At 57.6% G+C, this 14,719-nt stretch carries 9 protein-coding genes; all 9 read left to right on the top strand.

Annotation, left to right across the window (positions count from 1 at the left end; all coding sequences use genetic code 11):
* Position 1: 1 nt before the first annotated feature.
* The 9 genes from BG455_RS07320 to fusA all read left to right on the top strand — a co-directional run bounded on the left by BG455_RS07320 (position 2) and on the right by fusA (position 14,614).
* Positions 2-325 carry a hypothetical protein gene (locus BG455_RS07320; RefSeq protein ID WP_071469342.1) on the top strand — a complete coding sequence of 108 codons (324 nt, stop codon included), beginning with the start codon at positions 2-4 and terminating at the stop codon, positions 323-325.
* Positions 326-634: 309 nt separating this feature from the next.
* A complete protein-coding gene (gene rplJ, locus BG455_RS07315; protein ID WP_071469341.1) occupies positions 635-1,150 on the top strand; it encodes a 50S ribosomal protein L10 in 516 nt (171 codons plus the stop codon).
* A gap of 72 nt (positions 1,151-1,222) precedes the next feature.
* Entirely contained in the window at positions 1,223-1,600 is a 378-nt protein-coding gene (gene rplL, locus BG455_RS07310; protein ID WP_071469340.1) for a 50S ribosomal protein L7/L12, read from the top strand.
* A 258-nt stretch (positions 1,601-1,858) separates the two neighbouring features.
* On the top strand, positions 1,859-5,995 hold the full coding sequence (gene rpoB, locus BG455_RS07305) for a DNA-directed RNA polymerase subunit beta (RefSeq protein WP_071469339.1): 4,137 nt from the start codon (positions 1,859-1,861) through the stop codon (positions 5,993-5,995).
* 99 nt (positions 5,996-6,094) lie between these two features.
* A complete protein-coding gene (rpoC, locus tag BG455_RS07300; RefSeq protein ID WP_071469338.1) occupies positions 6,095-10,324 on the top strand; it encodes a DNA-directed RNA polymerase subunit beta' in 4,230 nt (1,409 codons plus the stop codon).
* Between the two features lie 127 nt (positions 10,325-10,451).
* Complete coding sequence (locus BG455_RS07295; RefSeq protein WP_170124749.1) at positions 10,452-11,258, top strand: glycosyltransferase; 807 nt, start codon at positions 10,452-10,454, stop codon at positions 11,256-11,258.
* A gap of 350 nt (positions 11,259-11,608) precedes the next feature.
* Positions 11,609-11,980 carry a 30S ribosomal protein S12 gene (gene rpsL, locus BG455_RS07290; protein WP_071469336.1) on the top strand — a complete coding sequence of 124 codons (372 nt, stop codon included), beginning with the start codon at positions 11,609-11,611 and terminating at the stop codon, positions 11,978-11,980.
* A gap of 12 nt (positions 11,981-11,992) precedes the next feature.
* Positions 11,993-12,463 carry a 30S ribosomal protein S7 gene (rpsG, locus tag BG455_RS07285; RefSeq protein ID WP_071469335.1) on the top strand — a complete coding sequence of 157 codons (471 nt, stop codon included), beginning with the start codon at positions 11,993-11,995 and terminating at the stop codon, positions 12,461-12,463.
* Between the two features lie 33 nt (positions 12,464-12,496).
* Entirely contained in the window at positions 12,497-14,614 is a 2,118-nt protein-coding gene (fusA, locus tag BG455_RS07280) for an elongation factor G (protein ID WP_071469334.1), read from the top strand.
* Positions 14,615-14,719 lie beyond the last annotated feature (105 nt).

Raw genomic sequence — 14,719 nt, 5'->3', positions numbered from 1 at the left:
GATGAACCGGACCGAATTTGTCATAATCACAGCGATCATTCTATTTGTTGCCTTTGCGCTTGGGTGGGCCGCGAATTGGCTGCTGCACCGTTTCACCCGCGTACGCCAGGCCGATCTGGGAGAGTTGGACCGTATGGCGCAGGCGCTGAATGAAGCAGAGCAAATCCGTGATCAGGCGATCGAATATGTCGAGACACGCGAACGTGATCTGACAACACGGCTGACGCAATGCGAGGCCGAACTCTCTGCCGCAATGAGCGGTTTGCGCGAAGCCCGTGCCGAGGCAGAGCATTACCGTGCCCAATTGCAGGGCATACGCCAGTAAATCTGGCGCCTGACGTGGCGATGAGTTGCTGACAGACGCTGCGCCTTGCGATTTAGGGCTTGGCATTGCGCGCGTCAGCGGCTACCTACCGCGCGTCCAGCTTGCGGGTGCGAATCCGTAAGCTGGATGATTCGTCCGAGACGGTGGGTGATGGCAACATCATAAATCCTGCCTGAGACGGGAGTGGAACAATTCGGTTTCCGGGGATTTCCTCGGGCGATATTGGGAAGGCCCGTTCGGACCTAATGCCAGATGCAAGTCTGGCGCAACGAGCCGGAGGGGAAACCCTCTGAATAATTGGAGAGACCTGTGGATAGAGCCCAAAAAGAGAAAGTGGTCGAGGAACTCGGCCAGATCTTCGAAAGCTCTGGCGTGGTTGTGGTAGCACAATACGTTGGCCTCACGGTTGCTGAGATGCAGGCCCTGCGCGCGCAAATGCGTGATGCGGGTGGGGCTGTACGCGTCGCCAAGAACAAGCTCGCCAAAATCGCCCTTGAAGGAAAGCCCTGTGCAAGTATCAGCGGCCTACTGACGGGTATGACCGTTCTCGCTTATTCCGAAGACCCTGTTGCAGCTGCAAAAGTGGTCGAGGATTACGCCAAAGCGAACCCCAAGCTGGTGGTTCTCGGTGGTGCAATGGGCGAGACGGCACTTGACGCGGCTGGTGTGAAAGCTGTGGCAGCTATGCCCTCACGCGAAGAGCTTATTGCTTCGATCGTGGGTTGTATCGGTGCCCCTGCCTCGAACATTGCCGGTGCGATTGGCGCCCCTGCTTCAAACATTGCCAGCATCCTCACAACGCTCGAAGAGCGGGAAGCGGCATAAGCAACTTTTGGCCCGTGTGGCGTGAATGCGCCCTCGTCGGACACTCAAACCTGAACAGAATGGAACGAAACAATGGCTGATCTTAAAGCACTTGCAGAGCAAATCGTGAACCTCACGCTGCTCGAAGCTCAGGAACTGAAAACAATCCTGAAAGACGAATATGGCATCGAGCCTGCTGCTGGCGGCGCTGTCATGATGGCAGGCCCTGCTGGCGACGCTGGCGCCGCAGTCGAAGAAAAGACCGAATTTGATGTTGTCCTGCTGGAAGCTGGCGCAAACAAAATCGCAGTCATCAAAGAAGTCCGCGCGATCACTGGTCTTGGCCTGAAAGAAGCCAAGGATCTGGTCGAAGCTGGTGGCAAAGCTGTCAAAGAAGCTGCGCCTAAAGAAGAAGCAGAAGAGATCAAGAAGAAGCTTGAAGAAGCTGGCGCTAAGGTCGAACTTAAGTAATCGGGCGAGATGCGCAGCATCTCAACCCTTTGAAAATAGAACTGGGGCCGGATTTATCCGGTCCCAGTTTCTCACTGTTTCTGGACAGGGCTTTGTGAAAGCGCGCTTTCAAAGCCTTGTCCAGGGAAAGTGATCGGCTCGGGAGCAGACCTGTGGGAGGGTTTGCAGGAATAGGGCCACACCCCATTTCGCAAGCGGCCGGCGGCTGAGGCCCAACAGCCAGCCCGCCCGCGAAGACCAGGAAAGGTGATAACGCGCATGGCTCAGTCCTATGTAGGCCAGAAACGTATCCGCAAGATGTTCGGCAAGATCCGTGAAGTTCTGGAAATGCCGAATCTGATCGAGATTCAAAGATCATCCTATGATTTGTTCCTTCGCTCTGGCGATGCGGACGCGCCGCTGGACGGCGAAGGAATCAAGGGTGTGTTCCAGTCGGTTTTCCCGATCAAGGATTTCAACGAGACAGCCACGCTGGAATTCGTGAAATACGATCTGGAAAAGCCCAAATACGATATTGACGAGTGCATGCAGCGCGACATGACCTACGCAGCGCCCCTGAAGGTGACGTTGCGTCTGATCGTGTTTGATGTCGATGAAGATACCGGCGCGAAATCTGTCAAGGACATCAAGGAACAAGACGTGTTCATGGGCGACATGCCCCTGATGACGCCCAATGGCACATTTGTTGTCAACGGGACCGAGCGTGTTGTCGTCAGCCAGATGCACCGCAGCCCCGGCGTGTTCTTTGACCACGACCAAGGCAAGACGCATTCTTCGGGCAAGCTGTTGTTCCAGTGCCGGATCATTCCCTATCGCGGGTCTTGGCTGGATTTCGAGTTTGACGCCAAAGACAATGTCTTCGCGCGCATCGACCGCCGCCGCAAACTGCCTGTGACCACGCTGCTCTATGCCTTGGGCATGGATCAGAACCAGATCATGGCCGCCTATTACGACACCGTCACCTACACGCTGAAGAAGAACAAGGGCTGGGTCACCAAGTTCTTCCCCGAGCGTGTGCGCGGAACCCGCCCCACCATGGACGTGGTCGATGCCGCAACTGGCGAAGTGATTTGCAAGGCAGGCGACAAGATGACGCCGCGCGCGGTCAAGCAATTGATCGACGAAGGCAAGGTCAAGGATCTGCTGGTCCCGTTCGAGGGCATTCTTGGCCGCTATGTCGCGCGTGACATCATCAATGAAGAAACCGGCGAGATTTATGTCGAAGCCGGTGACGAGCTGACATGGGATCTGGACAAGGATGGTGAAGTCAAGGGCGGCACGCTGAAAGTGCTGCTGGACAATGACATCACCGCGATTGACGTGCTCGATATCGATGGCGTCAATGTCGGCCCCTATATCCGCAACACCATGGCCGCCGATAAAAACTGGAGCCGTGACAACGCACTGATGGATATCTACCGCGTCATGCGTCCGGGCGAGCCGCCCACCGTTGACACGGCCTCGGCGTTGTTTGACCAGATGTTCTTCGATTCCGAACGCTATGATCTGTCTGCCGTGGGTCGCGTGAAAATGAACATGCGCCTGCAACTGGACGCGCCCGACACGCTGCGCACGCTGCGCCACGAAGATATCGTGGCCTGTATCCGTGGGCTGACGGAACTGCGCGATGGCAAGGGCGAGGTTGATGATATCGACCACCTTGGCAACCGCCGCGTCCGTTCGGTGGGCGAACTGATGGAAAACCAGTATCGCGTTGGCCTGCTGCGCATGGAACGCGCGATCCGCGAGCGGATGTCTTCGGTCGAGATTGACACGGTCATGCCGCAAGACCTGATCAACGCCAAGCCAGCCGCAGCCGCAGTGCGCGAATTCTTCGGCTCCAGCCAGCTGTCGCAGTTCATGGACCAGACCAACCCGCTGTCGGAAGTGACGCACAAGCGTCGTCTTTCGGCACTCGGGCCGGGCGGTCTGACACGCGAACGCGCGGGCTTCGAGGTGCGCGACGTTCACCCCACCCATTATGGCCGCATGTGCCCGATTGAAACGCCCGAAGGTCAGAACATTGGTCTGATCAACTCTCTGGCGACCTTCGCGCGGGTGAATAAATACGGCTTTATCGAAACACCCTATCGCAAGGTGAATGGCGGTCAGGTCACGGATGAAGTGATCTATCTGTCGGCAACCGAAGAACAGCGCCACACCATCGCGCAGGCCAATGCTGTGCTTGATGAAAACATGCGTTTCGTCAACGATCTGGTCAGCACCCGCAAGGGCGGCGACTTCATGCTGAACCCGTCCGACTCGGTCGATCTGATCGACGTGTCGCCGAAACAGCTTGTCTCGGTTGCGGCTTCGCTGATTCCGTTTTTGGAAAACGACGACGCCAACCGCGCGCTGATGGGGTCTAACATGATGCGGCAGGCAGTGCCGTTGCTTCAGGCGGATTCTCCGCTTGTGGGCACGGGCATTGAAGGCATTGTTGCGCGCGATTCCGGCGCGGCCTTCATGGCGCGGCGCGCAGGCGTTATCGACCAGGTCGATGCGCAGCGTATCGTTGTGCGCGCAACCGAGATGTTGGAACCGGGTGAACCGGGCGTCGATATCTACCGCATGCGCAAGTTCAAACGCTCGAACCAGTCAAGCTGCATCAACCAGCGCCCTCTGGTGAAAGTGGGTGACCATGTGACGCGCGGCGAAGTTATTGCCGATGGTCCCTGTACCGATATGGGCGAACTGGCCGTGGGGCGTAACATTGTCGTCGCCTTCATGCCGTGGAATGGCTACAACTACGAAGACTCCATCCTGATTTCCGAGCGTATTCTGAAGGATGACGTGTTCACCTCGATACATATCGATGAATACGAGGTCGCGGCACGCGATACCAAGCTTGGGCCAGAAGAGATTACGCGCGACATTCCCAATGTGGGCGAAGAAGCGCTGCGCAATCTGGACGAAGCGGGCATTGTCTATGTCGGTGCCGAAGTTCAGGCAGGCGATATTCTGGTGGGCAAGGTCACGCCAAAGGGCGAAAGCCCGATGACACCGGAAGAAAAGCTGCTGCGCGCGATCTTTGGCGAAAAAGCGTCCGATGTGCGCGACACATCGCTGCGCCTGCCGCCCGGTGCCTATGGCACAATCGTGGAAGTGCGTGTGTTCAACCGCCATGGTGTGGAAAAAGACGAACGTGCGCTTCAGATCGAGCGGGAAGAGATTGAACGCCTGTCGCGCGACCGCGATGACGAGCTGGAAATTCTGGAACGCAACATCTACGGGCGTCTGCGCCAGTTGATCCTTGGCAAAGTGGCTGTCAAAGGCCCCAAAGGCGTCAAGGCCAATTCCGAGATCAATGCGGAATTGCTGGAAAGCCTAAGCCGTGGCCAGTGGTGGCAGCTTGCGCTGGCAGACGAGGCCGAGGCGCAGGAAGTCGAGGCGCTGAACGCGCTGTATGACCAGCAGAAACGCCAGTTGCAGGCCCGTTTCGATGACAAGGTCGAAAAGGTCCGTCGCGGCGACGATCTGCCACCAGGCGTGATGAAAATGGTCAAGGTGTTCGTGGCGGTGAAGCGCAAGCTTCAGGCTGGTGACAAAATGGCTGGTCGTCACGGCAACAAGGGTGTCATCTCGAAGGTTGTTCCAGAAGAAGACATGCCGTTCCTTGCCGATGGCACAACGGTCGATATGGTGCTGAACCCGCTGGGTGTGCCGTCGCGCATGAATGTGGGCCAGATTCTGGAAACCCATATGGGCTGGGCGCTGCGTGGCCTTGGTGTCAAAATTGACGAGGCGTTGAAAGAATATCGCCGCTCTGGCGACATGACCCCTGTGCGCGAGGCGATGCGCATCGGGTATGGCGACGATTTCTATGCCGAAGTGTTCGACGGCATGGATGAAGAGCATCTGCTTGAATCCGCCTCGACCGTCACGCGCGGGGTGCCGATTGGCACGCCGGTCTTTGACGGCGCGAAGGAAGCTGACGTCAATGATGCCCTGACACGGGCAGGGTTTGACACATCGGGTCAGTCGGCAGTGTTCGATGGTCGCACGGGCGAGCAATTCGCGCGTAATGTCACTGTGGGCGTGAAATACATGCTCAAGCTGCACCACCTTGTCGATGACAAGCTGCATGCGCGCTCAACCGGGCCTTACAGCCTTGTAACGCAGCAGCCTTTGGGTGGTAAAGCGCAGTTCGGTGGCCAGCGTCTTGGCGAGATGGAGGTTTGGGCACTGGAAGCTTACGGTGCAGCCTACACGCTTCAGGAAATGCTGACTGTGAAATCGGACGATGTGGCAGGCCGGACCAAGGTCTATGAATCGATCGTCAAGGGCGAGGATAACTACGAGGCGGGCATCCCTGAATCCTTCAATGTGTTGGTGAAGGAAGTCCGCGGCCTTGGCCTGAATATGGAACTCCTGGATTCGGAGGAGGAGGGCTAACGCTGCGCGTTGCCAACGCACCCTGCCCCTAGCCGGTAGGGTGCGTGGCCCTCACGCATCCCACGCCGCCCCCATTCCGAGCCTTTCAAGGAAAAGATCATGAACCAGGAACTGACCACAAACCCGTTCAACCCCTTGGCCCAAACCAAGAGCTTTGACCAGATCCGCGTCTCGCTGGCCTCGCCCGAGCGCATCTTGTCTTGGTCCTATGGCGAGATCAAGAAACCCGAAACGATCAACTACCGGACATTCAAGCCCGAACGCGACGGGCTGTTCTGCGCGCGCATCTTTGGTCCGATCAAGGATTATGAATGCCTGTGTGGCAAATATAAGCGCATGAAATATCGCGGCGTTGTCTGCGAGAAATGCGGTGTCGAAGTCACGCTGCAAAAAGTGCGCCGCGAACGGATGGGCCATATCGAACTGGCCGCCCCTGTTGCGCATATCTGGTTTCTGAAATCGCTGCCAAGCCGCATCGGTCTGATGCTGGATATGACATTGCGCGATCTGGAACGCATTCTGTATTTTGAAAACTACGTCGTGATCGAGCCGGGCCTGACCGACCTGACCTACGGCCAGTTGATGAATGAAGAAGAGTTCATGGATGCGCAGGATCAGTATGGCGCTGATGCGTTCACCGCCAATATTGGCGCTGAAGCCATCCGCGACATGCTGACCAATATCGACCTTGACGATGAAGCCTCGCGCCTGCGCGAAGAGCTGAAAGAAGCCAAGGGCGAATTGAAGCCAAAGAAGATCATCAAGCGCTTGAAAGTGGTCGAGCACTTCATCGAATCCGGCAACCGTCCGGAATGGATGGTGCTGACTGTGCTGCCGGTCATCCCGCCAGAACTGCGCCCGCTGGTGCCGCTGGATGGTGGCCGCTTTGCGACTTCGGATTTGAACGATCTGTATCGCCGCGTCATCAACCGTAACAACCGCCTGAAGCGTCTGATCGAACTGCGCGCGCCCGATATCATCGTGCGCAACGAAAAGCGCATGTTGCAGGAATCGGTCGATGCGCTGTTCGACAATGGCCGTCGTGGCCGCGTGATTACGGGCAACAACAAGCGCCCGCTGAAATCGCTGTCGGATATGCTGAAAGGCAAGCAGGGCCGCTTCCGCCAGAACTTGCTTGGCAAGCGCGTCGACTTCTCGGGCCGGTCTGTCATCGTGACGGGGCCGGAACTGAAGCTGCACCAGTGCGGCTTGCCCAAGAAAATGGCGTTGGAGCTGTTCAAGCCCTTCATCTATTCGCGGCTTGAAGCCAAGGGTCTGTCGAGCACTGTCAAACAGGCCAAGAAACTGGTTGAAAAGGAACGCCCCGAGGTTTGGGATATTCTGGACGAGGTTATCCGCGAGCATCCGGTTCTGCTGAACCGTGCGCCCACGCTGCACCGTCTGGGGATTCAGGCGTTTGAACCGATCCTGATCGAAGGCAAGGCAATCCAGCTGCACCCGCTGGTGTGTTCGGCCTTCAACGCCGACTTTGACGGCGACCAGATGGCCGTGCATGTGCCGCTTTCGCTGGAAGCCCAGCTTGAAGCGCGCGTGCTGATGATGTCGACCAACAACGTTCTGTCCCCTGCAAACGGCGCGCCGATTATCGTGCCCTCGCAGGATATGGTGTTGGGTCTGTACTACGTCTCGATGATGCGCGAAGGCATGACGGGCGAGGGGATGATCTTCTCCTCGATCGAGGAAGTCGAGCATGCGATGGCGGCGGGCGAAGTGCATCTGCACGCCAAGATCCAGTGCCGTGTCAAACAGATTGACGAAGACGGAAACGAGGTTCTGCGCCGCTTTGAAACCACACCGGGCCGTTTGCGCCTTGGTGCGCTGCTGCCCATGAACGCGAAAGCGCCGTTTGAACTGGTCAACCGTCTGTTGCGCAAGAAAGACGTGCAGAACGTCATCGACAATGTCTACCGCTATTGCGGCCAGAAAGAGTCGGTCATTTTCTGTGACCAGATCATGAGCCTTGGGTTCCGCGAAGCGTTCCGCGCCGGGATTTCCTTTGGCAAGGATGACATGCTGATCCCGGATCAGAAATGGGGCCTTGTCAATGAAACCCGCGATCAGGTCAAAGAGTTCGAGCAGCAATATCTCGACGGTCTGATCACGCAGGGCGAGAAGTACAACAAGGTCGTTGACGCGTGGTCGAAATGTTCGGACGCTGTGGCAAATGCCATGATGGGCGAGATTTCCGCTGTGCGCCGCGACGCGGAAGGCCGCGAACTGGAACCGAATTCGGTTTACATGATGTCGCATTCCGGTGCGCGTGGTTCGCCTGCGCAGATGAAGCAGTTGGGCGGGATGCGCGGTCTGATGGCCAAGCCGAATGGCGAGATCATCGAGACACCCATCATCTCGAACTTCAAGGAAGGTCTGACCGTTCTTGAATACTTCAACTCGACCCACGGTGCGCGTAAAGGTCTGGCAGATACGGCGCTGAAGACTGCAAACTCTGGCTATCTGACGCGGCGTCTGGTGGACGTGGCGCAAGATTGCATCGTGCGCTCTGACGATTGCGGCACTGACCTGTTCATCACAGCGCAAGCTGCTGTGAATGACGGCGAAGTGGTGTCGTCGCTGGCCGAGCGTGTGTTGGGCCGTGTTGCCGCAGAAGATGTGATTGATCCTTCAACAGGTGAAATCCTTGTGCCGCGCAACACCCTGATCGAAGAACGTGAGGCTGACATTATCGAAGTGTCGGGCATAGCAACGGTCAAGATCCGCTCGCCGCTGACATGCGAAGCGGAAGAAGGTGTGTGCACCAAGTGCTACGGGCGCGACCTTGCCCGCGGTACATTGGTGAACAAGGGCGAGGCTGTGGGCATCATTGCGGCACAGTCCATTGGCGAGCCGGGCACACAGCTGACAATGCGCACATTCCACATCGGCGGTATTGCGCAGGGTGGCAGCCAGTCTTTCCAGGAAGCGAATGCTGCGGGCCGGATCGACATGCGCAACAGTCAGACCATCGAGAATGCTGCGGGCGAGTTGATCGTCTCTGGCCGGTCGATGCAGATTGTCATCATCGATGAAAACAATGTCGAGCGTGCGACCTTCAAGCCCGGCTACGGCTCGAAACTGTTCGTCAAGGATGGCGCGCAGGTCGAGCGTGGCGCGAAACTGTTTGAATGGGACCCATACACCCTGCCAATCATCGCCGAGACAACGGGCCGCGTGCGGTTTGTCGATCTGATCGCGGGCCTTTCGGTTCGTGATGAAACCGATGACGCCACAGGCATGACCCAGAAGATCGTGACTGACTGGCGCTCGACCCCGAAAGGTGGTGACCTCAAGCCAGAGGTTATTCTGATGGATGCGGAAACCGGCGAGCCTGTGCGCAACGAGCAGGGCAACCCGATCACCTATCAGATGTCGGTAGATGCGGTTCTTTCGGTCGAAGATGGACAGGATGTTCTGGCCGGTGACGTGGTTGCGCGTATCCCGCGCGAGGGTGCCAAGACGAAGGACATCACCGGCGGTCTGCCGCGTGTGGCCGAATTGTTCGAAGCCCGGCGTCCGAAGGACCACGCCATCATCTGCGAAATTGATGGCTATGTCCGCTTCGAGAAGGACTACAAGAACAAGCGCCGCATCAAGATCCAGCCGGTCGATGACTCGTTGGAGCCTGCGGAATATCTGGTGCCAAAGGGCAAGCACATTCCGGTTCAGGAAGGTGACTTCGTCCAGCGCGGCGATTACATCATGGATGGCAACCCAGCCCCCCATGACATCTTGCGCATTCTGGGCATCGAGGCGCTTGCCAACTACCTGATCGACGAAGTGCAGGACGTCTACCGCTTGCAGGGCGTGAAGATCAACGACAAGCATATCGAGGTGATCGTGCGGCAGATGCTGCAGAAATGGGAGATCCTTGATAGTGGTGAAACCACGCTGCTGAAGGGCGAGCATGTCGATAAGGCAGAGTTCGACGAGATGAACGAGAAGGCGGCAGTCCATGGGCTGGCACCTGCCAAGGGCGAACCAATCCTTCTGGGGATCACCAAGGCGTCGCTGCAAACGCGCAGCTTCATTTCGGCGGCGTCGTTCCAGGAAACCACGCGCGTGCTGACCGAGGCTTCGGTTCAGGGCAAGCGCGACTTCCTTGTGGGCCTGAAAGAGAACGTCATCGTGGGCCGGTTGATTCCGGCAGGCACGGGCGGCGTTGTCACCAAGGTGCGTCAGGTTGCAGCAGACAGGGACCGCAAGGTTCTCGATGCCCGCCGCGCCGAGGCGGAAGCCGCCGCAGCACTGGCCGCGCCAGAGCCTGCCGAGATGTCAGAGGCCGACAAGGTTTTTGGAAAACGCCCAGACTAAGCACAGCCTGCCTGTGATTTGAGAAAGTCTGGCCCCCGCAGCAAATATGCTGCGGGGGCTTTTCATTTGGTACGCTGTCGGGCAATGCTGGGGGCATTCGATAAAAAAACATTGGGTGCACCCTGCCATGCGCGCACAGATTATTGTGGTTATCCGCTTTTCATATGTTGCAGATGCCGGTTTCAAGATCAGCGCCCAAGGGGTGGAGGCGATCCGCAAGACGCTTTATGCGCCCGACCGGCTGGCGCGGCGGTTCCGGTTGTTCGAGGCGCTGACCTTGCCATCCTTGCTGGCCCAGACCGATGCGGATTTCACCCTTGCCGTGTTGATTGGCGACGACTTTCCGCCGCAGGCGCGCGCGCGGTCGGCCCGGTTGATTGCGCCCTTGCGCGATGCGCATCTTGTCGCCTTGCCACCCCATAACAATTACAAAGCCACCAAGCTTGCGATAGAGGCCTGCCAGCGGCCAGAGGCCACGCATCTTGTCTCTGTCCGGCTGGATGATGACGACGCCTTGGGCCGCGACTGTATTGCCGCGCAAAAGCTTATCGCCCCGAACGTGGCCGCCCTTGGCGCGGCAGATGCGCCCGCAGTGATCTGTTTCAACAACGGGTTGTTTCTGGAACTGTCGGAACAGGGCAACCGCCTGTATGGTGTGATCGAGAAATTGCCGCTTGGCATCGGGATGGGGATGATCGCGCCAGTGGGCGCGCGGCCGACCATTTTCTCGACCGATCATCGCCGCGTCCATACCCGCTGGAACTGCTACACCGAGGCGCTGACCCCGCGCTTTATCCGCACAGTGCACCGAGACAATGATTCAGATGCGCTGTCTTCTGGCGAAAAGCCGAAATATACACAGAGCGATCTGGACCGCATTCTTGCGGCGAATTTCCCTTTTACGCGCGCCGAACTTCTGGCACTGCAACCCTGACACAGGCGCACGGCACATGCCTGCGCCCGCGCACTCCGAACGCCCCGCGCGCGGCAGTTTTGCCGCAGTCAAATGGGCCACGCGCGACAGGGCCAGCACCTGTTGACAACCCCTGCGACTCCCCCTATACGCCACGATACTTGATCAGGCAGCGTCATGCTGCGCGGGGTCAGGTATCAGAATTGTAGTGGTCATGATCCGGGCCAGAAGCCCCGATCCTCTGAAATTCCACCGCGGCGACCCATGATTGGGACGCAAGCGGTTTTATGCGTTCTGCCATTACGGCCTGAGCGCTCGATAGAGAGGCGCGCAAGCGCCGTGTAACACGGGTTGAAACGGGAAGAACCGGAATGCCAACGATCCAACAGCTGATCCGCAAGCCGCGGCAGCCGAAAGTCAAGCGCTCCAAGTCGCAGCATCTGGAGCAGTGCCCCCAGAAACGCGGCGTATGCACGCGCGTCTATACCACAACACCGAAGAAGCCGAACTCGGCCATGCGGAAAGTCGCCAAAGTGCGCCTGACCAACGGGTTTGAAGTCATCAGCTATATCCCCGGTGAAAAGCATAACCTGCAAGAGCACTCGGTCGTGCTGATCCGCGGCGGTCGTGTAAAAGACCTTCCAGGTGTGCGCTATCACATCCTGCGCGGTGTTCTGGATACCCAGGGCGTCAAGGATCGTAAGCAGCGCCGTTCGAAATACGGCGCGAAGCGGCCGAAGTAAGGAGAGCATCAGATGTCTCGTCGTCACGCCGCTGAAAAGCGCGAAATCCTGCCTGACGCCAAGTTTGGTGACATGGTTTTGTCAAAATTCATGAACAACCTGATGATCGACGGTAAAAAGTCGGTCGCAGAATCGATCGTGTACAACGCGATGGACCGGGTTGAGCAAAAGCTCAAGCGCGCGCCTATCGAAGTGTTCCACGAAGCGCTTGATAACATCAAGCCTTCGGTCGAAGTTCGGTCACGCCGTGTCGGTGGTGCCACCTATCAGGTGCCCGTCGAAGTGCGCCCTTCGCGTCGTGAAGCGCTGGCCATCCGCTGGCTGATCAAAGCTGCACGCACCCGCAACGAGAATACCATGGAAGAACGTCTGGCCAGTGAACTGGTCGATGCCGTGAACTCGCGCGGTTCCGCCGTCAAGAAGCGTGAAGATACGCACAAGATGGCCGATGCCAACAAGGCATTCAGCCACTACCGCTGGTAACTTCCGCCCACCTGCAAGCCTGAGGACATTATCATGGCACGCGAATACCCACTTGATCGCTACCGTAATTTCGGGATCATGGCGCATATCGACGCTGGTAAAACCACGACGACAGAGCGCATCCTGTTTTACACCGGCAAATCGCACAAGATCGGCGAAGTACATGATGGCGCAGCCACCATGGACTGGATGGAGCAAGAGCAAGAGCGTGGCATCACGATCACCTCGGCTGCGACCACGACGTTCTGGGAAAAGACCGTAGACGGTACAACCCCGATTGGCGAGAAGCATCGCTTCAACATCATCGACACCCCCGGCCACGTTGACTTCACAATCGAAGTTGAACGTTCGCTGGCCGTTCTCGATGGCGCAATCTGCTTGCTGGACGGCAATGCCGGCGTAGAGCCGCAGACAGAAACCGTCTGGCGTCAGGCCGACCGCTACAAGGTTCCGCGGATCGTGTTCGTCAACAAGATGGACAAGATCGGCGCGGATTTCTTCAACTGCGTCAAGATGATCAAAGACCGTACAGGGGCAACGCCTCTGGCAGTTCAGCTGCCAATCGGTTCTGAAGACCAGCTGGAAGGCATCATCGACCTGATCGAGATGGAAGAATGGACATGGAAAGGCGAAGACCTGGGCGCAAGCTGGACTCGTCAGCCCATCCGTGACGACCTGAAAGATCTGGCCGACGAATGGCGCGCAACGATGATCGAAATCGTTGTGGACCAGGATGATGACGTCATGGAAGCCTATCTGGAAGGCAACGAGCCTGACCAGGAAACGCTGCGTCGCCTTATCCGCAAGGGAACGCTGGCACTGGACTTCGTTCCTGTCTGCACCGGCTCTGCGTTCAAGAACAAAGGTGTTCAGCCGCTGTTGAACGCTGTCATCGACTTCCTGCCCGGTCCTTTGGACGTGCCCGCCTATATGGGCTTCGACCCAAGCGACGAGACAGAGACACGCAACATCGCGCGTTCGGCAAAAGATGACGATCCCTTTGCAGCGCTTGCGTTCAAGATCATGAATGACCCTTTTGTGGGCACTCTGACCTTTACGCGCGTGTATTCGGGCGTGATCGCCAAGGGCGACCAGATTCTGAACTCGACCAAAGGCAAGAAAGAACGCGTTGGTCGTATGATGATGATGCACTCGAACTCGCGCGAAGAGATCGATTGGGCGGCAGCGGGCGATATTATCGCTTTGGCAGGGCTGAAGGAAACCACAACTGGCGACACATTGTGCAACCCGCAATCGCCTGTGGTTCTTGAAACAATGACCTTCCCCGATCCTGTGATCGAGATCGCGGTAGAGCCGAAGACCAAGAACGACCAGGAAAAGATGAGCCAGGGTCTGGCCCGTCTTGCCGCAGAAGACCCCTCTTTCCGGGTGGAGACGGATATGGAATCCGGTCAGACCATCATGAAGGGCATGGGCGAACTGCACCTCGACATTCTGGTTGACCGCCTGAGACGCGAATTCAAGGTCGAAGCAAATATCGGCGCGCCGCAAGTGGCCTATCGTGAAACGATCAGCCACAAGATCGAGCACACCTATACGCATAAGAAGCAGTCGGGCGGCTCTGGCCAGTTCGCAGAGGTGAAGCTGGAAATCAGCCCCACCGAACCGGGCGAAGGCTACAGCTTTGAAAGCAAGATCGTTGGCGGTACAGTTCCAAAAGAATATGTGCCGGGTGTCGAAAAAGGCATCAAATCGGTTATGGATAGCGGCCCCTTGGCTGGCTTCCCTGTGATCGATTTCAAGGTCGCACTGCTGGATGGTAAGTATCACGATGTTGACTCGTCTGTGCTTGCTTTTGAAATCGCAGCGCGGATGGCCATGCGTGAAGGTCTGAAAAAGGCCGGCGCGAAACTGCTGGAACCGATGATGAAAGTCGAAGTCGTGTCGCCGGAAGAATATACCGGCTCCGTGATCGGCGATCTGACCTCTCGTCGGGGGCAGGTCACCGGGCAGGAACAGCGCGGCAACGCGATTGCGATTGCAGCATTTGTTCCGCTTGCGAACATGTTCGGCTATATCAACACGCTGCGTTCTATGTCTTCGGGCCGTGCGAACTTCACCATGCAGTTCGACCATTACGAGCCGGTGCCGCAGAACGTGTCCGACGACATCCAGAAAAAATACGCCTGATCGGTGCGGCGGGGGCAAGCCCCGCCCTACCACAACCTGTAGGGTGGCCCATGCCACCGCACCCAACAAGACTGAGGAGTAGCCACCATGGCAAAGCAAAAGTTT

Origin of the sequence: Roseinatronobacter thiooxidans, assembly GCF_001870675.1 — a bacterium.
Lineage (GTDB): Bacteria > Pseudomonadota > Alphaproteobacteria > Rhodobacterales > Rhodobacteraceae > Roseinatronobacter > Roseinatronobacter thiooxidans.
Note: the sequence above shows the minus strand (reverse complement) of the source record. Positions and strands in the feature narration are given on the sequence as shown.

Excerpts from the sequence above, each read along its gene's own strand:
- BG455_RS07320 (WP_071469342.1), top strand. The coding sequence starts at position 2 with ATGAACCGGACCGAATTTGTCATAATCACAGCGATCATTCTATTTGTT.
- rplL (WP_071469340.1), top strand. The coding sequence starts at position 1,223 with ATGGCTGATCTTAAAGCACTTGCAGAGCAAATCGTGAACCTCACGCTG.
- rpoB (WP_071469339.1), top strand. The coding sequence starts at position 1,859 with ATGGCTCAGTCCTATGTAGGCCAGAAACGTATCCGCAAGATGTTCGGC.
- rpoC (WP_071469338.1), top strand. The coding sequence starts at position 6,095 with ATGAACCAGGAACTGACCACAAACCCGTTCAACCCCTTGGCCCAAACC.
- BG455_RS07295 (WP_170124749.1), top strand. The coding sequence starts at position 10,452 with ATGCGCGCACAGATTATTGTGGTTATCCGCTTTTCATATGTTGCAGAT.
- rpsL (WP_071469336.1), top strand. The coding sequence starts at position 11,609 with ATGCCAACGATCCAACAGCTGATCCGCAAGCCGCGGCAGCCGAAAGTC.
- rpsG (WP_071469335.1), top strand. The coding sequence starts at position 11,993 with ATGTCTCGTCGTCACGCCGCTGAAAAGCGCGAAATCCTGCCTGACGCC.
- fusA (WP_071469334.1), top strand. The coding sequence starts at position 12,497 with ATGGCACGCGAATACCCACTTGATCGCTACCGTAATTTCGGGATCATG.